The sequence below is a fragment of the Clostridium sp. DJ247 genome (assembly GCF_014231265.1).
In genome coordinates this window covers 1-21,690 of sequence record NZ_JABAIW010000020.1, presented here as the reverse complement: position 1 = coordinate 21,690, position 21,690 = coordinate 1, and the positions used below count along the sequence as shown (strand labels likewise).

Annotated in this window: 20 protein-coding genes and 1 pseudogene; 3 read left to right on the top strand and 18 right to left on the bottom strand. The window is 26.9% G+C overall.

All coding sequences use genetic code 11. From position 1 onward, the window contains the following. Nucleotides 1–450: 450 nt before the first annotated feature. Complete coding sequence (locus HGI79_RS09725) at nt 451–693, top strand: hypothetical protein (RefSeq protein ID WP_185650526.1); 243 nt, start codon at nt 451–453, stop codon at nt 691–693. Between the two features lie 382 nt (nt 694–1,075). Beyond that, nucleotides 1,076–1,240 (top strand): hypothetical protein, encoded by a 165-nt coding sequence (locus HGI79_RS09720; protein ID WP_185650525.1) that lies wholly within the window; start codon nt 1,076–1,078, stop codon nt 1,238–1,240. Nucleotides 1,241–1,506: 266 nt separating this feature from the next. Here the strand turns inward: HGI79_RS09720 and tnpB are convergent. The 5 genes and pseudogenes from tnpB to HGI79_RS09695 form a co-directional block, all read right to left on the bottom strand. Further along, nucleotides 1,507–2,591, bottom strand: a pseudogene (gene tnpB / locus HGI79_RS09715) (IS200/IS605 family element RNA-guided endonuclease TnpB). A 9-nt stretch (nt 2,592–2,600) separates the two neighbouring features. Then, on the bottom strand, nt 2,601–2,999 hold the full coding sequence (gene tnpA / locus HGI79_RS09710) for an IS200/IS605 family transposase (RefSeq protein ID WP_185650524.1): 399 nt from the start codon (nt 2,997–2,999) through the stop codon (nt 2,601–2,603). Between the two features lie 405 nt (nt 3,000–3,404). After that, nucleotides 3,405–5,075, bottom strand: a complete 1,671-nt coding sequence (locus HGI79_RS09705) for a ribonuclease J (protein WP_185650523.1) — start codon at nt 5,073–5,075, stop codon at nt 3,405–3,407. Nucleotides 5,076–5,978: 903 nt separating this feature from the next. Beyond that, complete coding sequence (locus HGI79_RS09700; RefSeq protein ID WP_313885204.1) at nt 5,979–6,221, bottom strand: DUF1016 N-terminal domain-containing protein; 243 nt, start codon at nt 6,219–6,221, stop codon at nt 5,979–5,981. Between the two features lie 92 nt (nt 6,222–6,313). Next, nucleotides 6,314–6,466 (bottom strand): aspartyl-phosphate phosphatase Spo0E family protein, encoded by a 153-nt coding sequence (locus HGI79_RS09695; protein ID WP_185650522.1) that lies wholly within the window; start codon nt 6,464–6,466, stop codon nt 6,314–6,316. A 328-nt stretch (nt 6,467–6,794) separates the two neighbouring features. Between HGI79_RS09695 and HGI79_RS09690 the strand changes: the two genes are divergently transcribed. Continuing rightward, complete coding sequence (locus HGI79_RS09690) at nt 6,795–6,953, top strand: hypothetical protein (protein ID WP_185650521.1); 159 nt, start codon at nt 6,795–6,797, stop codon at nt 6,951–6,953. A 75-nt stretch (nt 6,954–7,028) separates the two neighbouring features. Here HGI79_RS09690 and HGI79_RS09685 read toward each other — a convergent pair whose 3' ends face one another. From HGI79_RS09685 to HGI79_RS09625, 13 genes are all read right to left on the bottom strand, one after another. Then, nucleotides 7,029–8,126 carry an acyltransferase family protein gene (locus HGI79_RS09685; RefSeq protein ID WP_185650520.1) on the bottom strand — a complete coding sequence of 366 codons (1,098 nt, stop codon included), beginning with the start codon at nt 8,124–8,126 and terminating at the stop codon, nt 7,029–7,031. 91 nt (nt 8,127–8,217) lie between these two features. Beyond that, complete coding sequence (locus HGI79_RS23225) at nt 8,218–8,364, bottom strand: aspartyl-phosphate phosphatase Spo0E family protein (RefSeq protein WP_313885201.1); 147 nt, start codon at nt 8,362–8,364, stop codon at nt 8,218–8,220. A 111-nt stretch (nt 8,365–8,475) separates the two neighbouring features. After that, entirely contained in the window at nt 8,476–10,410 is a 1,935-nt protein-coding gene (locus HGI79_RS09675; protein WP_185650518.1) for a heparinase II/III family protein, read from the bottom strand. Nucleotides 10,411–10,645: 235 nt separating this feature from the next. Next, on the bottom strand, nt 10,646–11,581 hold the full coding sequence (galU, locus tag HGI79_RS09670; protein ID WP_185650517.1) for a UTP--glucose-1-phosphate uridylyltransferase GalU: 936 nt from the start codon (nt 11,579–11,581) through the stop codon (nt 10,646–10,648). Between the two features lie 49 nt (nt 11,582–11,630). Next, nucleotides 11,631–12,617, bottom strand: coding sequence for a UDP-glucose 4-epimerase GalE (gene galE, locus HGI79_RS09665; protein WP_185650516.1), 987 nt, complete (start codon nt 12,615–12,617; stop codon nt 11,631–11,633). 15 nt (nt 12,618–12,632) lie between these two features. After that, complete coding sequence (locus tag HGI79_RS09660) at nt 12,633–13,670, bottom strand: polysaccharide pyruvyl transferase family protein (protein WP_185650515.1); 1,038 nt, start codon at nt 13,668–13,670, stop codon at nt 12,633–12,635. Nucleotides 13,671–13,741: 71 nt separating this feature from the next. Beyond that, nucleotides 13,742–15,283, bottom strand: coding sequence for a lipopolysaccharide biosynthesis protein (locus HGI79_RS09655; RefSeq protein WP_185650514.1), 1,542 nt, complete (start codon nt 15,281–15,283; stop codon nt 13,742–13,744). Nucleotides 15,284–15,308: 25 nt separating this feature from the next. Continuing rightward, nucleotides 15,309–16,289, bottom strand: a complete 981-nt coding sequence (locus HGI79_RS09650) for a glycosyltransferase (protein WP_185650513.1) — start codon at nt 16,287–16,289, stop codon at nt 15,309–15,311. A gap of 66 nt (nt 16,290–16,355) precedes the next feature. Next, nucleotides 16,356–16,970 (bottom strand): serine O-acetyltransferase, encoded by a 615-nt coding sequence (locus HGI79_RS09645; protein ID WP_185650512.1) that lies wholly within the window; start codon nt 16,968–16,970, stop codon nt 16,356–16,358. A 108-nt stretch (nt 16,971–17,078) separates the two neighbouring features. Further along, nucleotides 17,079–18,095, bottom strand: a complete 1,017-nt coding sequence (locus tag HGI79_RS09640; RefSeq protein ID WP_185650511.1) for a glycosyltransferase — start codon at nt 18,093–18,095, stop codon at nt 17,079–17,081. Nucleotides 18,096–18,150: 55 nt separating this feature from the next. Then, the gene (locus HGI79_RS09635; protein ID WP_185650510.1) at nt 18,151–19,473 is read right to left on the bottom strand and encodes an O-antigen ligase; all 1,323 of its coding nucleotides are present in this window, start codon (nt 19,471–19,473) and stop codon (nt 18,151–18,153) included. Nucleotides 19,474–19,496: 23 nt separating this feature from the next. Next, on the bottom strand, nt 19,497–20,663 hold the full coding sequence (locus HGI79_RS09630; RefSeq protein WP_207725750.1) for a glycosyltransferase family 4 protein: 1,167 nt from the start codon (nt 20,661–20,663) through the stop codon (nt 19,497–19,499). 44 nt (nt 20,664–20,707) lie between these two features. Further along, on the bottom strand, nt 20,708–21,571 hold the full coding sequence (locus HGI79_RS09625; protein ID WP_185650509.1) for a glycosyltransferase family 2 protein: 864 nt from the start codon (nt 21,569–21,571) through the stop codon (nt 20,708–20,710). Nucleotides 21,572–21,690 lie beyond the last annotated feature (119 nt).

Below are 21,690 nucleotides of genomic sequence, written 5' to 3'. Positions count from 1 at the left end.
ATCTTTTTATCATGTTTATATCATATCTAACTTCATGCCATCTATGCCAAATAAATTTATGCTTAGTTCATTAATCATTATCCCCTATATCTATAAGAGCTGTTTCTAACTTAGTTACATCACTTATTGCGTTTTCTACATGACTTTTTAGGTCATTGTAGTATGTTTACTCTATTTTTCATTACTTGTCCTCCTTCATATTGCATAGTGCACACCAATCATTTTCACTACAATCTTCACACTCTATATCACATACACCATTAGGTTTTTTTTATCTGCAGCTCTAAATAATGCTATTGTTATTCCTATAACTACTATAGTTAATACACCAAGATTTCTCATAGATTTAATAATTGAAGTACGTTATTAGATTATTTTGAAATACAGTCTCTTAAGTGTAACTACGCCCAAATCATCTGAATATAATATATTAATTCGAGGTGAGTTATAATGTCACTTTTTGATTCACTAAGTCCTAAAGAATTGCTTGCTTTGGCAAATTTAGTTGCATTTGCACTTTCAGAAGAAAGATCAGCAGATGAAAATAACGTATTGGGTAATTTCGTATCTGCAGTTGGATCTATAATATCTTCTATTGCAGCTCAACAACAAAATCTTAAGTCTTTAGAAGAAAAACAAAAGCAAATTGAAGATCTCCAAAATCAAATTAATCAACTCAAAAATGATCTTTGACACATAGACAATCTATGTGTTTTTTTTCCAAACTATCAATATATTCGTTCGCAGTTAATCTTTATGTGTCCTACTTTTCTATTACTACAGCATCCTCTTTACTTACTTCTCCATCTTTAGTTATATATTTAGATGCAGTTACTTTATCTACTTTATACCTAGCTCCAATTTTATTTGAGGATCATAAACTCCTATTAGGACAACTCATAATTATTATTTTCATAGTTCTACTAACCTATATAAAAAATATTACTTTGGAGTAACATTCTCAAAATAACAGAATATAAATAAAGTATAAGTTAAATATAATAGTCCCATTTGTTTTACTAAAGAACATAGGCTGATTTAAATAATCAGTCTTTCAATATAGGAGGTGACTATTATGCCAGATGATTATTATTTAGAAGATGGTTATTATTTAGAAGATGGTTATTGGGGAGGCAATCCCAATCCATTCTTTTTCCCTCGTAGAAGATTTTCCCCATTTTTTCTATTTTTTCCATTTTTTCCATTTTTCCCGTTTTTCCCTCATAGGAGATTCTGGTAACATTTAACTTAGTATAGATTTTTAAATAATCTGAGGATATATATTTTTAGATATGTATCCTCTTTTTTATATATCCTCCTGTCTCCAATAAATACTCTGTAGAGCTGATATTTCACTTTGCAAGGCCTGTACCTTATCTCTGCCAGCTTTATATGTGAACTACTCCCCACTTACTTCGTTGAAGTGGGGGCTTCGTGGTCAATACTCCTAGTGGAGCAAGTTTACCCACGCTAATAAGGTCGTTCCAACCTCAGATAATTACCATATTATACAGCTAACTTTAGTAAGTTTTTACTAGCATTTACATCTCTATCATGGTGTGTTCCACAATTAGGACAAGTCCATTCTCTTAGTGCTAGATTTTTTACATCTCCATTTTTATATCCACATTCAGAGCATAACTGACTACTAGCATAATTTGCTGGAGCTATGACTAATTCTCTATCATACCAACTAGCTTTATACTCTAGCATTGTCCTAAACTCTGACCAAGAAACTTCACTTATCGCTTTTGATAACTTTTCATTCTTTAGCATATTTTTTACACGCAAATCTTCTATAACTATTGATTGGTTTTCTCTAATAATTTTAGTTGAGATTTCATGTAAGAAATTTTTTCTTTGGTTCGCTATTTTCTCATGTATCTTTGCAACTTTCAATCTAGCTTTACGTCTGTTATTGCTACCTTTTTGTTTTCTTGATAAGTCTTTTTGAAGTTTTATTAACCTTTTTTCAGATTTTCTAAACCATTTAGGGTTATCAAATATATCACCATTAGAGCATACAGCAAAATCTTTTAGTCCCATATCTATGCCTATTTTATTATCATTTTTAGGAAGTTGTATATTTTCAGTATCAACTAATATTGATATAAAGTATTTACCACTAGGCACTTGTGATATAGTGCAAGACTTAATTATTCCATTTAATTGTCTATGTTGTTTTATTTTAATCATAGACTTTAATTTTGGTAACTTTATATAGCCATTTTCGATATATACTGTTCCATTTTGATTATTAGTTGTGTAACTATTATAATTAGTTTTTTTACTTTTGAACTTAGGAAATCCTATAGACTTATCTCTAAAAAATTCTTGTATGCTTTATCTAAGTTTAGTTGAGCATTTGCTAAAGCTAAACTATCAACTTCTTTTAGCCATGGAAATTCCTTTTTATATTGTGCTGGTGTTGGATATTTTAGATTTTTAATTTCTAATTCTCTATTTTCATAGGACTTAATTCTATCTGCTAACATTTTATTGTAAATAAATCTAGTACATCCAAAAGTTTTTGCTAAATATATTCCTTGTTCTAAATTAGGATAAATCCTATATTTATAAGCTTTCAGCACAATATCACCTCACTTCATTCCTTGGTTTTCAATATATTTTCTAACTACATCTATAGGAGCACCACCAGTTGTTATAAGACAATAACTTCTTGACCAAAAATATTCCTTCCATAGTTGTTTTCTTATTTGTGAAAATTCCTTTTTTATCAATCTACTACTAGCACTTTTATAAGCATTAATAAATTTTGATATATCAGTATTTGGGGAACCCCTAAAAAGCAAATGTATATGGTCTAAATCATGATTCCATTCTTCTAAAGTAATATTATATTTAGGACATATATGCTCAAATATTTCCTTTAATCTATCCGATATTGTATTATCTATGACTTTTCGTCTATACTTTACGACTAATACTAAATGATAATTTAGTAAGAATACTGAATGATTATTATTGTCTAATTTCATTGATAACACTACCTTTCAGCATATGCAACTGAATATAGACTACCACATTTGTTGCCTGTCGGCAAGTGCTATCCATCTCCCGCCTACAGAGGACAGGAGAATTCCGCACATTAGGTTAAAATTCTAAAAAAATTTAAGAGCAATCACTCTTTTTAAGGCTGAATAACTCTTTTATATATTTACTATAATTAGCCTAACACTTGATTTTAAGCCACTTTAAGGAGTGCGGATACTAACGATGCCACTCCTTCGGCACAAAGTTAAATTAATAGATACTTGTTATTGCATCAAAGAGATAAATAATCTAATTGCTGAAAAATACAAAAAAAATCTCCATAATTAAGTGATTTTCTCACATTTATGGAGTGCTTTAAGGCAAATAATACTAAGTATAGTAAATTCTATTTAGATTTCCATAATTATTGGCAAAATAATAGGTCTTCTTCTTGTTTTATTATATAAGAATTCTCCTAAGGAATATTTTATATTAGACTTTATTACTAACCATTCCGTAATTTTTTTCTCCATACATTTATCTAACTCTGCTTTTACTACTTCTGTTGCTTCATTTAATAAATTTCCAGATTCTTTTACATAAACAAATCCTCTTGTAATAATATCAGGTCCTGAAAGTATACTAAATGATGCTTTATCTATTGTTACAACCACTGTTAATATACCATCCTGCGACAAATGTTTTCTATCTCGAAGTACTATATTCCCTACATCACCAATACCAAGACCATCTATCATAACCGCGCCTGAAGTAACTCTTCCCGATTTTCTAGCATTAGCTCTGCTTAACTCTAGTGCCTGACCAGTTTCTAATATAAATATATTCTTCGAATCCATTCCTAAACTTTCAGCTAGCAATCCATGTTGTTTCAAATGCCTATATTCACCGTGAACAGGCATAAAAAATTTAGGCTTAACTAAAGTATGCATCAATTTCAACTCTTCCTGACAAGCATGACCCGAAACATGGACTTCTTCTAAAGCATTATAAATTACTTCTGCTCCCTTCTTAAAAAGTTCATCTATGAGTTTCGATATAAGTTTTTCATTTCCAGGAATTGGTGAAGCAGAAATAATTACTAAATCACCTTTTTCAATAGTAATTTTTTTATGGTTTGAATATGCAATTCTTGAAAGTGCAGCCATTGGTTCTCCTTGACTTCCTGTGGTTATAATAGTTATTTTATCAGAAGGGTATTTATCAATATCATCTACAGTTATAAGTTGATCTTGAGGCAATTGCATATAACCTAATTCCATAGCTATGCTTGAAATTTTCTCCATGCTTCTTCCACTAAAGGCCACTTTTCTTCCATAAAACAAAGATGAATTAATAATCTGTTGAATTCTATTAATATTTGACGCGAAAGAAGCAACAATTACTCTACCCTTTGCATCGCCAAAAATTTTAGTTAAATTTTCACCTATTAGTCTCTCTGAAACTGTATAACCTGGACGCTCGGCGTTTGTACTATCTGCCATTAATAGTAGTACTTTTTGATTTCCTAGCTTTGCAAAACGTTGAAGATTTATTACTTCTCCGTCTATAGGAGTATACTCTATTTTAAAATCTCCAGTATGAACTATAACACCTTCTGGAGTGTGTATAGCTAGTGCACAGGCATCTGCAATACTATGACAGGTTCGTATAAATTCAACTCTGAAGTTTTCAGTTTTAAACTCTTCTTCTGGTTTAACTTCCAAAAGAGCACAGTCAGAAAGCATATTATGTTCTTCCAACTTACTTTTTACTAATCCTAAGGTCAACCTTGTGCCATAAACCGGTACATTTAGTTGTTTTAAAACATATGGGAGAGCACCTATATGATCTTCATGTCCATGGGTTAACACAAAGCCTTTTACCTTCTCACTATTATTCAATAAATATGTTATATCTGGTATAACTAAATCAATACCATACATTTCCGCGTCAGGAAAAGCTAAACCACAGTCAATGACAATTATTTCATTATCATATTCTATAGCTGTAATGTTCTTCCCGATCTCCCCTAGACCTCCTAGTGGAATCACCTTTACCTTAGTTTTATTTTTTGTTATCATATAATCTCCTATCTGGTAAATAAGCTGACCTTACTTAAAGTCCCTTTACCATTAAATTTTTATTATAATTTATAAAGTTTTCAAATAAATTCTTAAGTTTATTTCATTAACCACATTACCAAACAAGTCCCTTTATAATATTAGGAACAATAATTAATATTTCTTTAAAATTTTATACAATTGCTTTTATCCACACATATTATCAAATGTGGATATTTTTTACTAGAAACCCGATTAACAGTATCACTAAAGCAAAAAACTTCTCTATAAATAATTTTCTCTATGCAGTTCATTAATAATTATCAGAGTCTACCTCTCCCCTGACAGTTTAATTTCATTTTTATATAAAATAAAAAACAATTATTCAATGTTGCAAAAGAGTAAAAATTAATTTAGTGTTACTGTATCAATAATAAATTCCATTTTATATTAATATATCTTCTCAACGCATTTTTTTCTTTATACAATATCTATTACTATAATGAAACAGCCTTTAATAGATAAACTATATTTTCATTACAGAATAATGCAAACTCAATTTTATTATTTACTGTATATGAAAAAACTTGAATAAATATAATGTACTTGCTTCAATAATTAGATCAATTTATATTCATTCATCTTCTTTCATAATTACCAGTTAGTATTGTATAAATTAATTAAAACAGCTAGGATAAAGTGCAAGAATTCTATAATTTTTCCCGAAACTCTCTAGTATCCCCCCTCTTTACTCTCCTATTCATAGTATCAAAATTTACTTTTGGTGATAACATTTTTATCACCTCTTATAAGTAATATACTATACTTAATTACCTAATTCAATTAAATATAAGCAAATTTTTTTATTTTTTACCTGTATCTTTGAATCATATACTCTATAAGCCACATTTCTACCTATAAAGCTTATTTAATTATAGCTTCATCCATAATAGATATAGCTATTTGTGCTTCTTTAAAATATCCTTTTCCATATTCTCTTGTTAACTCTTTACTTAATTTCTTAGTTACTGATTTTCCATATTCAGCTCTAGCAGTCTTAAGTATTTTTGTTTTTGTTATTCTTCCTATATTCCAATAAAGTATAACCATTTCAGAATTAACTGCTGTCGCAACTTTATTTTTACTCTTATTTATAGCATTAACTATTTCATTTTATTCCCACCTTTTATACGAAAAAATAGAACCCATAATTTGAGCTCTATTGTATAATAATTATTTTATTTATGTATTTTAAAGTTCTAGTTAAATAACCTATTATACTCATTCAATTCATAATCTAGCATTTGGCTTGCTAATACCACTTCTGGATCAGTTAAACTGTCCTTTTTGCTTATCAAGTCATGCATATAGTCTCGTACTCTGTCTATTTTTTTAATTAATTCTTCTTTCACTATAAGCACCCCCATTTTTTATATGAATATTTTATAGTATAAACTACTATAAAGTTTTAACTATTATAAACTTATAATTATTTTCTAATTATAATTAAATTATACAACATTTAACATAAAATTTCAATTATCTTTGATAAAATTTTGAATATTTTCTAAATAGATGAAAAAATATGTTAGATAATATAATTTCATAATAAAAACAAGCACCTAGAGTTAACTAAAAAGGTACTACTCCTTACTGGAATAGTACCTCCGTTACTCGCTCAGCCTATCTTACTTTGTCTTTATATTTATTTCTAAGCTCTATATTCAAATCCCCATTTATATGCTTTATATTTATTTCTCTGAAGACAAGAATAATAAGACTCTTACTGAAAGACTAGATTCTATTGAACTAGCTACTGCTAATGATTCCAAATCTTTAAACACTCTTGTTGATACTATAGATGTACTTAAAAAGAACCTGGTTAGACCAAGTTCTTAATAATTTTAGTACCTGCTCCAATAAAAACATTGTCATCTATTGCAGATACTTTTTCTACCTTCTTATATACTTCTATTAAATCTTCATACTGTTTTTTTTATTTATTGGATTACTAATCATAAATCTTAATACCTTTGTCTTATTTATTATATAAGATATAATAAGTGAGACAGATAAAATAATAATAAATATTGATGGTACTACTAAAAATGGAGAAATACTTTTATTTGCAGTATACTTTAATATTATGTAAATTAGTGGGGAATGAAAAAGATAAATTGAAAAACTCTCTCTATCTAAATATTTTAAAACTTTATTACTATTTAAACTTTTATGCTTAAAAGTTATTAATGATAAAAATAAAAAATAAAAAAGCGTTCCAGATATATTACTTAATAAATAAATTATATTTTTAAATAATGTGCTAATTATGCTAGTATTGTGGAATTTCAAATATATAAATAAAAATAGAATCTGTAAAATAAACAAAGTTACAGTTAAATATATTTTATTTTTTTCTTTTAACTTATTAGTAAAAATTAGTTCACACTTCCTAACAATATAGCCTAAATAAAAAAACATAAAATAATGTATTAAGCTTGAAATTTGAAATATATTTGGAAATTTAAAACTAATTATATTTGCACAAGCTATAATAACAAAACTAATTGGTATACCTATTTTATTAATTATAGATTCAAATAAATAAAAAACTATAAATATCTCAAATATGGCTAATAAATACCATAGGTGTCCAACATCCAATCCAGTAATAAAATACTTATAAATTATCTCAAATACATTATTTCCATAGTAACCTTTATAACTAGTAAACATTCTAATTGGTAATACATATATTAATGCAATACACATATATGGCACTAATAATCTTTTAACCTTACTAACTAAAAACTCAATAGAATTATTATACTTCCCACACTCTTTTCTAGAATAATAATATACATACCCTGAAATAAATATAAAAAGTGGCATTTGAAATGTGTCAATGTAAGTTTTTAATGCATTAAAAAAACTAGATTTAACAACTGGTGTATAAATGCCCCACTTGTATTGATAAACAATCATACTATGTCCTAAAACAACTATTAAAATAGCAAAGACTCTTAACAACGATATATTATTAAGATATGCTTTTTTTCTTGGAATTTCCATTTAATTTCCCCCTTTTATACGAAAAAATCCAGCTCATAATTTGAACTCTATTTCATAATAATTATTCTATTTATATATACTAAAGTTCTAGTTACAACTTATTGTACTTATTCAATTCACAATCTAGCATTTGGCTTGCTAATACCACTTCTAGATCAGTTAAACTGCCTTTTTCGCTTATCAAGTCATGCATATAGTCTCTTATTTTTTCTATGTTTTTAAGTAATTCTTCTTCCACTATAAGCACCTCCATTTTTTATCTAAATACTTCTTGATACCGATTATTTTAATCTAACATTACTCTAGCGAATACTAGCTTAGCTCGGAAAGACTTGCCATCTTAAGCTTGCTACTTATCCCATAAATATAAAGGTGTAAATTTGGGAATATTATTAATTCTAGTATTGTTATCTTCAGTAACAAATACTATAGCAATATTTAATTTCTTTACATGATTTACATGAATGACAAGCTTTCTTATTTTCTCATTTTTACTTTGTCCTATTGGATTTGGTGAGGAATTAAGAGGTTTTGCAGCTGTTTCAGTAAATCTTAAATTTTTATCTGGAGATATAATATGAATCCAAAGCTTCTTATTTCCATCACTTAATACGGCAGTCTGTCCATTATCTTCTAAGGATATATCCTTACTGGTATGCATAAACCACCAAACATCTCCAAAATCTTTAAGCTCTATTTCGTCTTGGAGCAGAACTTTTGTTCTTTTATCAAATATCATTAATCCTCTTAAAGTCTTAATTGCATCATTATATGCTTGTGTAGTATCAATTATAGAAAATGCTTTATCTGACATACTCTTAAAAGAAATTACTTTGGTTACTCCATTAGGATTTTGATCAGGTCCTTTATTGGGATTTATAACTATGGTATTCTGCCCTTCTGCTCTTTTTCTATAATAATCCCAGCGATTTAAGTTATTTTTATTCGTACTAAAATATCCCGATAAATTATAGTTATCGCTTCCTAGTTCTTCGGCCCACTGTACACCATTAGCTTGTATTACAAAATCTCCAGTGTCAAGATCAGTATGGCTTCTGTTTTCGAAGTTAAACCCTTTAATTGCTGCAAATATTCCCGTTGTATTATTCCATGAACTTCTAAAAGTTGTTATTTCTGACCTTCTAAAATAATTATCTAAAGGCATTTCAATTCTCTTAGTATTACTATAAATTTTACTAGCATACCACAACATATCTAATGGTGTTGGACTACTATCTGCATCTATGGTTCTCTTCCATATATAATAAGGCTTATTATATACTTTACCTAACCACATCAGTTCTGGTCCTAAAACTTTCCTTCCACTACTATCTCCATATCCAAAACTATATTTTTCTTGTCCAGATGCTTGAATTATAAAGTCTCCAGTTTTTTTTAATCCTGAACTACTTAATAAATTAAAGTCTGTTCCTAATGCAATTTCCATTGATGAAAGTAGTAAACTTAAATATACGGTCCCATACTGCCAATAATCTGTACCTTCATTCCATGCTCCATCTGGTTCATATCCCTTAATACCATTTGGAGTAGATTTTATTACATATTCTAAAATGGTATTACACATTACTGGCTCTTCCTCTGCTATGGCCAAAGCTGCTACGCCAACACCAGCATTACAAACAAGATTCCAATTTGTTTCACTATTTTTCCACCAACTATCATTAGAGTCACTCATATATAACTTTAGAGCAGGATTCAAACCGTTTTGTATTATCATATTTCTCATGATTTCTTTTTGTTTATAATTCCAATCATAGTAAAGCCAATCATATGCAATAGCTAGTGCATTAATCATTTCTGCTGTATCAAGAAAATGTTTAGGATTAAAATCTTTAAATTTACTTACCGCTTCAATTTCTTTCCACAATCTATCTTTATATTTACTATCTCCATGCAATTTATACATAATTGCCAAAATATACACTCTTTCCAGTACCTGTCTACTTATAGGCAAAAGTCTTATACCATCTTCTAACTCATACTTAACTGTTGAATCACTAAGTATTTTGTCTGCAGAAACTTTCAATTTTTTATTCCATAGTTTTTCATGATCATCAGTATTTATGATTCTTCTTAGATTATTAAAATCATTTTTACTAGCAATAATTCTTGGATGTTCTTTAATACTTTTAATAACTACATTAGCATTACTACTTTGGATATAATTAAAATTATTAATGCTTCCAATTAAATCAGAAGATATCATTAAAAGAACTGTACAGATGAGTTGTAAACTAATTAGTTTAAAGCGATTTTTCTTCATAATTATAATTACTATACCTCCAAAGTCTAAAATGGAACACATGAATTGTATATAATGAGTAAAAAATATCACTTAAAGATGGTGAATTGACATTATGAAAACAAAACCTAAATTTACATTAATATAGTGTAAATTTAGGTTTATTAAAGTTATTCTAAATCTTAAGTATATATAATTACTTACCTAATTCATATATGTCTGACATCTAATTTTTAGTCAAAAGTAAGCTTATATTTTATTTAGATAATGCAGCTTCTTTTTCTATTAAAGTCTCTTTGTTATAAAATTCTTCTATTTTAGAATCCTTAGTTTCTTTAATATTTGAAAGATAAGCGATGAGATCTTCTCTTAAATCATTACGTTTTAAAGCATATTCTATATTAGCCTGTAAAAATCCAAACTTATCTCCTACATCATACCTTTTTCCTTCAAAACAATATGAATACATAGCTTCTCGTTTTGCTAACTCCTTTAGTGCATCAGTTAGCTGTATTTCTCCACCTTTACCAGGTTTAGTTTTTTCAAGTATTTCAAATATTTTAGGAGTTATTATATATCTCCCAAGAATAGCTATATTAGATGGTGCCTCTTCTACCTTAGGTTTTTCTATTAAATCCTTCACCTTATAAACCTTATCTTCAATTTCCATACCCTTTACGATACCGTACTTAGATACCTGTGTTTCAGCAACAGGCTGTACTCCTAATATGGAGGTTTTATATTCATCATAACAGTTTATTAGTTGTTTTAAACATGGTACTTTACTATCAACTATATCATCACCTAGCATAACAGCAAAGGGTTCATCTCCTACGAAGGTTTTAGCACGACTTATAGCATGTCCTAAACCTTTAGGCTCCTTTTGTCTTATATAATGGATATCAACCATATTAGATATATTCTGTACTAATTCAAGCAACTTTTCTTTACCATTGTTTTTAAGCTCGTCTTCTAGCTCAACAGATTTATCAAAGTGATCTTCTATTGCCCTTTTATTTCTACCTGTTATAATTAGTATTTCTTCAATACCTGAAGCTACTGCTTCTTCAATTATGTATTGAATTGTTGGTTTGTCTACTATTGGCAGCATTTCTTTTGGTTGAGCTTTTGTCGCTGGTAAAAACCTTGTACCTAATCCCGCTGCTGGAATTATTGCCTTTTTAACTTTCATTATATTACACCCTCTCTTTTATTATTTATAAAATAAGTTTAATAAATGATTACTTTTCATATCCATAAGGATGATTCTTATGCCAATTCCACGCCGTTTCTATAATAGTCTCAATTGAATTATACTTAGGATTCCAACCTAATTGTTCCATAGCTTTATCACTTGAAGCAATAAGAATAGCTGGGTCACCTTCTCTTCTCGGTGCAACTTCAGCCTGAATATTACATCCTGTAACTTTTCTACATACTTCTATAACCTGTTTTACTGAGAATCCAGTTCCATTACCTAGATTACAAATAATACTTTGTCCACCGTTTTTTAATCTATTTACTGCAAGCAAATGAGCATTAGCTAAATCAGTTACATGTATATAATCTCTTATGCAAGTTCCATCTTCTGTATTATAATCATCACCATAAATCATTATTTTATCTCTTTGTCCTAAAGCAACTTGAAGTATAATTGGAATTAGGTGAGATTCTGGTTTATGATCTTCTCCTATTTTACCGCTTACGTGTGCTCCCGCAGCATTGAAATATCTTAAAGCAGTATATTTAATTCCATATGCTTTATCACACCATTTTAATATTTTCTCTACTGTTAGTTTCGACTCACCATAAGGATTAGTTGGAAAAGTTTTATCTCCCTCTTCTATAGGTACTCTATCCGGTTCTCCATAGGTAGCCGCTGTGGATGAAAAGACTATATTTTTAACATTATAATCTTTCATTGCTTCTAATAAATTTATAGTACCACCAACATTATTATTAAAATATTTTAATGGTTCAATTACACTTTCACCTACTAAAGAATCTGCAGCAAAATCAATAACTGCTTCTATGTTATTTTCAGTAAAAACTTTATCTAATATTTTTTTATCTCTTAAATCTCCTTCATAAACTTTACCACCAAGTATGGCATCTCTGTGACCTTTTTGAAAATTGTCTATTATTACAACATCTTCACCTTTTTCTAAGAGCTCAGCTACCATGTGACTTCCTATGTAGCCTGCTCCTCCACAAACTAAAATACTCATAAAACTGTTCTCCCTTTATACTTGTTTCAATGTTTTAACCAATTTATTATAATATTTACATTTAAATCCTAATTTCTTATTAACTTGTTTCGATTTAAATTTCTCAATAATAGGTTTTAGTTTATCAAAGTCTAAATCATCAACTAATTCTATATAGTCTAAATCTTTAATCCACTTATAACTTTCTACTACTTTATGATCTAGAGATTTTAACGCTATACATGGCGTTTTAGTAATTACACAAAATATCATCCCATGTAATCTATCTGTTACTACTACTTTTGACTTTTTAAACTTATCCCACATAGTACTTAACTCAGGTATCCTAGATTTAACTGTAACTTGTCTATTTATCACAGTATCATAGATAAATACATCATTATATTCGTCTTTCAATCTTCCTATAAATTTATCTTTTTTATTTTTCCAAATAGATTCTTTATCGTTTCTTAAACATGTAGTAATAAGAGTTCTATTTTTATCACTATCCATTGTATCTGCAAGGTAAAATACTATATCAGGAACCTTAATTACATTTGCACTAAATAATTTAGTCATTTCATTATATGAAGTATCTTCTCTAGCTAATAAAATTAATTTTTTATTTTTATTATAAATTTTTTGAGTTTTTTCTTTTTCTTTTCTACCAAATTCATCATTTGTAAAGCTTATTGTTTGAGTCATAGATATTATTATGTTATCTCTGAAATTATTTATAATAAAACGTCGTGGCTTCTCCTCTTGTATATATAGATTACCCATGTTACCACCACCATGTAAAACAATAATATCATCTTTATTTAAACAATTTTTTATAGCAAAATATTCTGAATATATACTATCTCTAGGGAATTCTATAATCTTATAATCTGGAAATTGTTCTTGATAAAATTTTAAAGTTGCATATGCAATAGCTTGATCTCCCATATTTCCATGTAAAGGTAACAATAAATATATAATCTTTTTTTGATGCTTATATTCTTTATATTTATTTATTTTTCTTATGCCAGATATAATGTTAACTATGGTTTTTATCTTTTCTTTTAATCCCAAACTTATTCCCTCCATTTTTTATGATTAAATTAATTCTATACTAGTGTATAACCATAACTTATATATTCTTATTAATTTTTAATTTTACTTTTCTTTATATGTAATAATATGAAGATATTTTTCATAATTTCATTTCTATCTTCTTTTTTAAATACAATAAACATATTAATAATTAAAGAAATTATCGAACATATACCACCTATTACTAAAAGCATAATCCATGAATTTATGGCAAAACTATACTTGAAAATATAGCAACACACCGTCATTGTTAATGCACAAATACAACCTCTAGCTATAGCTTTATAAAATGTATTCCACTTTACTTCTAGACATCTTGCAGCATATATTGGAGTAAAAATCAAGTTTCTCAATAATCCTATAATAAATGAAGTTATTGGAATTGCTAAAATTCCTAAATTAGTTATTTTAAGGAGTATAAAAACTACAGCTGTATTTATAATTCCAGTTGTAAGTAGAACTAAAGCTGGAATTCTTAATTTATTAGTTACTGTATAGACGTTAAATATAGTATTAATACTACCAGTAACTATCATTGGAATAATAGTTAAATTTGACAACAAATATAATTTACTGGAATTTTCTCCTGGAACCCATAAACTAAAGAAAGTATCTCCAAATATAATTAGGAAAGCTATAGGTATTGTTATAATTAAACCCATAAATTTAATTGACTTATTAATATTATCTAAAAGCTCTTCGTGTTTTTTTTGTGCATATAATATTGTAAACTGTGGAATAAAAACTCCTACTAACATTCCCACTAATTGTTGAATAAAATTAGGAACAGTTTTAACTATAGAATATTCTCCTGCTGCTGTTACCCCTATAAAAATATTTGCTATTAGTAAATCTAATCCAGTTAATAACACAACACTTAACTGATTTACTGAGTTCCATACTCCAGATGAAAGCAATTCCTTAACTGCCCTAAAATCAAAATATTTCTTATCTACTGCAACTTCAGGTAATAAATTCTTGGTATAGTATATATTAGTAATTAATATAAATATAATGACTATAAAATTTGCTATACCAATATATGCAACACTAGGACTGAGCAAACTAAACATCAGGATTAAACTTATAACTCTAATAAAATTTGACTCAATGCTTCTTTTAGAAGACAAATCTAATCTATTTTTAGCAAATGTTGCAACTCCAAAAACTGATGTTAAGATGCTTAATATCATTCCTAAAAATACAAATCCAAATAAGAATTGTACATCTCTTAATATTTCAATGGGAACTTGTAGAATTCTATTTATAAATAGTACAAAAAGCATTGATGGTAATGTCAGTATTAATGCAAGAACTGTGTTACTCATTAATACAGAGTTAAAATAACGATTTGCTCCTTCGTCATCATTATCATGAATTTTAATGGTTATAAATCTACTTGCCATAGAATTTAACGCAACTGCAATTATGTTTACGTATCCTATAAAGTTATTTGCTAGTGGAAAAAAGCTGTAAGCTTCCTTTCCTATAGTTCTAATTAAATATGGTGTAAAAAAGAAGTTAATACCTATATTCACAATAAATGCAAAGATATTAGCTATCATATTTATTGCTAATTGTTTATTTTTCACCTTACTTACTCCTAATGTTATATATTTAATATGTTTCTTTTCCTCTTAAGCTTTGCAGAATTTTATAAACCTTCGGATTTATAAAAAATAATATTTCTCCTAACCTGTTTTTAACCCCAAAACTACTATTACATATATATTCTTTAAAAATTTTATTATAGTTATTTTTAATTTTTCTCAAAGCTTGTTCGTTATCTTCAAGCAGTTCTTTGCATTTAAAATAATATTTCTTTAAGCTATCAACATATCTAATTGTAGTCATATCATATAAATGTTGATTATTTACTTCCTTAAAAAAACTTAGAGTTTCCTTTAAGGCTTCTAAATAATCCAAACGCTTCTTATTAAACTTAGCATTCATTATACTATTAGGCGTTTGTCTATAATAATATAACTCATCTTCTGTTAGAGCTATTTTATTTGATTTATACAAAAGTTTATATGTTGTAAATTCATCTTCATGTATCTTACCATTTGGAAATCTAATTCCATTAAATAAATTTTTCTTATATAGTTTATTCCAGGCTACTACCATTTGAACATGCGTTTCACCATAAGCAATAAGATTATTTAAAGCATCAAACTTGTCCACCCATTTAAATTTATTAGTGTTATTCTTTATATTATTTATTTCTTCATCATATGACTCTTTAAATCTACATTGAACTATATCAGCATCAGTTTCTTTTGCTATAGAATATAAACTCTCATACATATTTACATCTATCCAATCATCACTGTCTACAAATCCAATATACTCTCCAGTTGCCAGATCTATCCCTGCATTTCTTGCAGAACTTAACCCTCCATTTTCTTTATGTATAACTCTAATTCTAGAATCAAGTTTTGAATATATATCGCATATACATCCGCAGTTATCAGGTGAGCCATCGTTAACTAATATTAATTCAAAATCTTTAAAGGTTTGTCCTAATATTGACTTAAGACATTTTTCAAGATATTTTTCTACATTATATATAGGAACTATTATACTTATTTTACTCATTAACTCCCTCCACAATATATCTAATTTAAAGTAATAGTATTATATTGTATTTCTATAAATTGATTTCTAGTGAAGCAAAAACTCATTTCTCACCTTATAGTTTCTATTTATATCAACTGATTTTTTTCTAGACACTATTTGTGCTGGGTTTCCAGCAACAACACTATTATCTGGTATATCCTTAGTTACTACTGTATTTGCTCCTATTGTTACATTATCACCTATAGTTACTGGACCAATAATTTTAGCTCCCGCACCAATAAAAACATTATCGCCTATTACAGCCAAACTTTCCCTACCTTTATATAAATTATTTCCTATGGTTACCCCTTGCAAAATTGAACAGTTTTTACCTATTTTCACATGACTATTTACAAATATTCCTGTAAAATGACTAATAAGAAAACCTTCTTTTATTTCAGTAACATAAGGTATATCTATGCCATATTTATACTGTAATTTTCTAAATCTAAATTTTAAAATTTTAAATAATATTTTTTCTATAATATTTTTTTTCTTCATGTGAAAATATTTGCATATTCTCATTAAAAATATATATTTAAATCCTGGTTCCACAGAAACTGAAAATATATACTTAAATACTTTTATTGTTGTAAGCTCTTGTCCTGTTTGTCTATAGAAATCACAATATAGTGTGTAAATTAAATCTTTGTACCCCATATTCTACTCCCTACAATAGATTGTTTTACCTACTTTTTACAATTTTTATAACTGTAAACATATGCTGTGTTTTTTTCATATATTTCCTTGTTTATTTCTAGATAAATATCATATTATTATGTAAATTAAATATGAAAGTTTATACTTTGCTAAAAATAAAATAAGATTATTTCTTTTTCCATATAAATTTAAATCAACACTTTTAAGAGAATTCATAATAATTTTGTCTTCACACATCTCTCTAATAGTATTTATTTTTTCCACTCTTCTTTTAAGGTTATCCTTTCTCCCTTCATTCATTATGGAAATTAAAAAATATTTTACAATTAACTTACTTACTTTATCTTTAGCTTCTAAATATAAACTATTATTTTTTAAAAAATCTTCTAAATATAAAATGATATTTCTATAGATTGATTTCCAACAATCTTTTTTATACCTCATAGTTGCAGAATTAGTATTAATCAAATAATGATAATAAAATCCTTGATTTATAACGGCTTTATTTGTATGAATTAGAAACTCTAGATTAAATATAAAATCTTCTCCTATAATTAAATCTTTTTCAAATTTTATATTATACTTTTCTATTATATCTCTTTTAAAAAGTTTGCTCCAAGGTGACCTAAAGTCTCCCAAAATGTGTTGATTTTCATTATTTTCTCTTTCTATTAGTGGAAGCAGTAAGTAATTTTTTATATCCTTTCCTTCCAAAACTTTTTTATGTATACTAGAATCTATGCATAGACTTTTACCGTCATTTTCTTTAACATAGTTACACATACAAAATTCTGCATTATTTGCTGTTACCGAGTTATAGAGTTCTTCAATCATATTATGTTCTATCCAATCATCTGAATCTATAAATGATATATACTCTCCCTTAGCATATAGAATACCTGTGTTTCTTGCCTTAGAAACTCCTTCGTTCTTTTTATCTATTATTTTAATTCTTTTGTCATTTTTAGAGTATTCCTTACATATATTTATACTATTATCAGAAGATCCATCATTAACTAATATAATTTCTATTTCTCGAAGTGTTTGCCCAATTACACTATCTAAACACTTTTTTAAATAAGTTTCTGCATTGTATATAGGTATTACTATACTTACTTTAATCAATAAATCACCCCCAGATTCCTAAAATTGTTTATATTAAATTTATCTACTATTACAATTACAAACTTGATTCCATTGAAAGATTAAGTTTATATTTAAGATTTGATTTCTTCTTATAAACAAAACAATATATTAGTAAATAATATAATAAATTATTTATTATGTAGTATTGATTAGGATTAAAATTAGAACAGACTAAATTTGCTAAAAACAATCCTACTATAAATGCTTGCTCAATTTTATCATCACATTTTTTAAATGCATGTACTAGCAAATATATATTTAGAACAATAAATAATATGAACATTAATACCCCATTTTCCACCATAATATTTAAATATTCAGAATGTATATCTATGTCATTATAGCCAATAAAATAGTATGCATAATATTTGTATTGCCCTGCTCCAATTCCACCGAAAAAGCCAACATATTTCATAATGTTATTAAATATAAAATCAAATTGAATTTTTCTAGAATCTTGAGTATTACCTCTCTGTTCAAAAAGTATATAGTTAATTTTATCACCAAAAGTAACTATTATTATTACTACTATTATTGCACACATAGCAATTATCAACATTTTCTTTACTATATTACTCATTGAATTCCATTTAGACATTATAAAATTAACAAATAATACAATAATTATTCCCAAATATCCTATTCTAGTTAATGTTAATATTGAAAAAATAGAAGTAAGTATAAGTGCCGTTAGATTCACAGTATTTTTTCTTTTCAAATAATTAAAAAATACTACTGCAAATAATATACATCCTAAATTTCCTCCAGCATTATTTGTACCAGCTATTCCAACCACTCTTTTTACAAGTTCACTTCCTTGCAAGTAGTAAATATTATCATTAAATTGTCCAAATAACAATTTCCTATTTGTTATAAACTGTGCTATTCCTAATATCCCATTAAAAATTGCAATATAACTAAAGAAATTGGTTATATTGTAATATTCATACTCTTGAATATTTTTAAATATGAATCCAATAAAAAAAATACTTAAATAAGTTGAAACAATTGTCCAAAAACTAACTACATCATATATTTGATTACTTCCATAAGATATAAAAATAGTAATTAAGAAAATTATCATAAGAATATTATCTAAGCCTATTTTTTTTGTATTATGATTAATAGTAAAAATAGCTATTATCCCAATTAAAAATAACGCTAATGGTATATGTACATATTCATTTTTTCCGATTATATATTGATTATAATCAATCTTAACTGATATGGCTAAACATGTTGAAAATAGTAATATTATTACATTTATATATTTCTTATTTTTCAAATAATTTGAATTATTTAAAATAAACATAATGATAGTTATTATAACTAATACTATAGAAGCTTTTATATTCATTCTATATCTCCAATACTAATATTTTAAATTAGTGCATTAAAAATATCATTCCACGTCTTAGATATTTTGCTTAATGAAAAATCCTTTGCTCTTTCTATAGCTAACTTAGATATTTTTTTTCTTTTTTCTTCATTATTTATTAAATCAAGTATTGCATTAGCTAATGAATCAACATCTTCACAGGGCACTAATATTCCATTTTCATAATTCTTAGTTATTATTTCTCTTGGACCCGAATTAGCAAATGCAACTACTGGCAGCCCACACTCCATAGCTTCAGTTATTACCAGTCCAAACCCCTCCCATCTTGATGAAGAAACAAATATTGAAGAGTCTAAATAATATTCTTTTATATTATTTGTAGGTGGTTCAATCTTAACTCTTTCAGTTAATTTTAAACCTTCAATTAATTGTTCTAATTTTTCTTTATCAGATCCATCTCCAACTATCTTTAATATCCAATCTTTATTTTTTAAACAAACTTTGTTAAATGCTTGTATAAGTAAATCTAATCCTTTTTGCTGTTCTACTAATCTTCCAACAAACAAAATATTTTTTTTGCTACAAGTAGATTTTTCATTAGATTCAAAACTAAGTGGATTATATATTACATCACACTCTATATTTTTTTCTTTTTTAAATGTAATTTTATCATTATCAGTTAGTACTATATACTTATCAAGTCGTGTTATGTACTTATCAAATAATATATCTAAATTCCAAAAATATCTATTAGTATTTCTTAAATATGCATCATAAGAATTATGTTGCCAACCTAAAACTTTTGAATTTAAATTTTCTTTAATAGAGCCTAATAAGATACTAAATAATCCTTCAACCCCTATAACTATATCATATTGTTTATCATTTAAATATTTAGTAAAGTTTTTCTTTACCTTATCTGGAAAATAGATACTATTTAATTTTTCATAATATTTCTCTTTGTTCAATATTCCAGTCTTTTTATTAATATCTTTTACTATTTTTCCTAAAACCTTGCTTAATATATTTGTTTTGTTCAATTTATAGTTAAACTCTACATTTATTTTTGCATCTAAATTATATAAAGCACGATTAGTTTTATTCTCCTTTGAAATACATAATATATCTATTTCATGTTCTTTACTTAACTCATTAGCTAATACAGATACAACTCTTTGAACTCCGCCTAAAGTAAATATATTATTCATAATAAAACAAATTTTAATCAATTTACCTACTCCTCTTTAATGTTCTATAATTTCACACTGCTAATATTAAATTGTATCTTTTTTATTATATAGATAATCAATCTTATATAAGTTTTATAATTTATTTTATTATATTTAAGTGATTCATAATAATAGCACTTACTGAAATCCCTCATTTGCAAATAAATATCTCCTAATAAACTACTAAATGCTGCTAAAGCTCTATTATCTTCATTTATAATTTCTTTATGTTTTTTCATTATTATATTTATTGCATCAATAGCTTTCTGCGGTTGCTTTGTAATACTATCTTTTTGTACATAAACATTTACTAAAGGTTGTTTTATAAAATGTATTCTATATTGGCGTGATAATCTTATCATTAGCTCCCAATCTTGAAATCTAGGCAACTTCTTATCAAATTCATTATCTTTAAAGCAATTAGCTTTACCTAAAATAGTTTGAGTACTAATATAATTCTTATATAATAGTCTCTTGCTTAATTCTTCATCATTAATATTTTCTTTTGGGAGAACCGTTCTTTTTCCTTCCATGTATCTAATGAATGAACTTGCTACAATATCAGCTCCACTTTCTTTTAGTTCTTTTATCTGTATCTCAAGCTTATTGTTAAACCATTCATCATCGCTATCTTGAAATGCAATTAATTCACCAACTGCATGTTTTATTCCTGTATTTCTAGCTGCATTAGCTCCTAAATTTTTTCCATGCCTTAAATATTTTATTCTTGGATCACCTATATTTTTTATTATTGCTTCTGAGTTATCGCTTGAGTTATCATCTATTATTATTATTTCAAAGTCTGAATATGTTTGATCTAATAAACTTTCAATACATCTCTTCAATGTGCTTGCTCTATTATAAGTAGGTATAATAATAGATACCATATCTTTCTCCTTATACTCGATATTTTACTAAATTATTATTTATACATTTTCTCATAATATTTCTGATAATCCCCAGAGGTTACATTCTTCATCCACTCTTGATTATCTAAATACCATTT

Excerpts from the sequence above, each read along its gene's own strand:
- HGI79_RS09675 (WP_185650518.1), bottom strand. The coding sequence starts at position 10,410 with ATGAAGAAAAATCGCTTTAAACTAATTAGTTTACAACTCATCTGTACA.
- HGI79_RS09690 (WP_185650521.1), top strand. The coding sequence starts at position 6,795 with ATGCTTTATATTTATTTCTCTGAAGACAAGAATAATAAGACTCTTACT.
- galU (WP_185650517.1), bottom strand. The coding sequence starts at position 11,581 with ATGAAAGTTAAAAAGGCAATAATTCCAGCAGCGGGATTAGGTACAAGG.
- HGI79_RS09725 (WP_185650526.1), top strand. The coding sequence starts at position 451 with ATGTCACTTTTTGATTCACTAAGTCCTAAAGAATTGCTTGCTTTGGCA.
- galE (WP_185650516.1), bottom strand. The coding sequence starts at position 12,617 with ATGAGTATTTTAGTTTGTGGAGGAGCAGGCTACATAGGAAGTCACATG.
- HGI79_RS09630 (WP_207725750.1), bottom strand. The coding sequence starts at position 20,663 with ATGAATAATATATTTACTTTAGGCGGAGTTCAAAGAGTTGTATCTGTA.
- tnpA (WP_185650524.1), bottom strand. The coding sequence starts at position 2,999 with ATGAAATTAGACAATAATAATCATTCAGTATTCTTACTAAATTATCAT.
- HGI79_RS09635 (WP_185650510.1), bottom strand. The coding sequence starts at position 19,473 with ATGAATATAAAAGCTTCTATAGTATTAGTTATAATAACTATCATTATG.
- HGI79_RS09645 (WP_185650512.1), bottom strand. The coding sequence starts at position 16,970 with ATGGGGTACAAAGATTTAATTTACACACTATATTGTGATTTCTATAGA.
- HGI79_RS09720 (WP_185650525.1), top strand. The coding sequence starts at position 1,076 with ATGCCAGATGATTATTATTTAGAAGATGGTTATTATTTAGAAGATGGT.
- HGI79_RS09685 (WP_185650520.1), bottom strand. The coding sequence starts at position 8,126 with ATGGAAATTCCAAGAAAAAAAGCATATCTTAATAATATATCGTTGTTA.
- HGI79_RS09705 (WP_185650523.1), bottom strand. The coding sequence starts at position 5,075 with ATGATAACAAAAAATAAAACTAAGGTAAAGGTGATTCCACTAGGAGGT.
- HGI79_RS09625 (WP_185650509.1), bottom strand. The coding sequence starts at position 21,571 with ATGGTATCTATTATTATACCTACTTATAATAGAGCAAGCACATTGAAG.
- HGI79_RS09650 (WP_185650513.1), bottom strand. The coding sequence starts at position 16,289 with ATGAGTAAAATAAGTATAATAGTTCCTATATATAATGTAGAAAAATAT.